The sequence below is a fragment of the Shewanella sp. ALD9 genome (assembly GCF_002836315.1).
GTDB lineage: Bacteria > Pseudomonadota > Gammaproteobacteria > Enterobacterales > Shewanellaceae > Shewanella.
This window is the reverse complement of sequence record NZ_PJCD01000021.1, coordinates 1-821: the sequence shown is the minus strand read 5'-3', so window position 1 is coordinate 821 and position 821 is coordinate 1. Positions and strand designations below refer to the sequence as shown.

The 821-nt window shown below is 52.4% G+C and carries 1 protein-coding gene; it reads right to left on the bottom strand.

What is annotated here, in order from left to right; genetic code table 11:
• Positions 1–53 precede the first annotated feature (53 nt).
• Entirely contained in the window at positions 54–758 is a 705-nt protein-coding gene (locus CXF88_RS14360; RefSeq protein ID WP_001067855.1) for an IS6-like element IS26 family transposase, read from the bottom strand.
• Positions 759–821: the final 63 nt, after the last annotated feature.

The following is an 821-nucleotide window of genomic DNA, read 5'->3' as shown; positions in this document are numbered from 1 at the left end:
AGGCACTGTTGCAAAGTTAGCGATGAGGCAGCCTTTTGTCTTATTCAAAGGCCTTACATTTCAAAAACTCTGCTTACCAGGCGCATTTCGCCCAGGGGATCACCATAATAAAATGCTGAGGCCTGGCCTTTGCGTAGTGCACGCATCACCTCAATACCTTTGATGGTGGCGTAAGCCGTCTTCATGGATTTAAATCCCAGCGTGGCGCCGATTATCCGTTTCAGTTTGCCATGATCGCATTCAATCACGTTGTTCCGGTACTTAATCTGTCGGTGTTCAACGTCAGACGGGCACCGGCCTTCGCGTTTGAGCAGAGCAAGCGCGCGACCATAGGCGGGCGCTTTATCCGTGTTGATGAATCGCGGGATCTGCCACTTCTTCACGTTGTTGAGGATTTTACCCAGAAACCGGTATGCAGCTTTGCTGTTACGACGGGAGGAGAGATAAAAATCGACAGTGCGGCCCCGGCTGTCGACGGCCCGGTACAGATACGCCCAGCGGCCATTGACCTTCACGTAGGTTTCATCCATGTGCCACGGGCAAAGATCGGAAGGGTTACGCCAGTACCAGCGCAGCCGTTTTTCCATTTCAGGCGCATAACGCTGAACCCAGCGGTAAATCGTGGAGTGATCGACATTCACTCCGCGTTCAGCCAGCATCTCCTGCAGCTCACGGTAACTGATGCCGTATTTGCAGTACCAGCGTACGGCCCACAGAATGATGTCACGCTGAAAATGCCGGCCTTTGAATGGGTTCATGTGCAGCTCCATCAGCAAAAGGGGATGATAAGTTTATCACCACCGACTATTTGCAACAGTGCC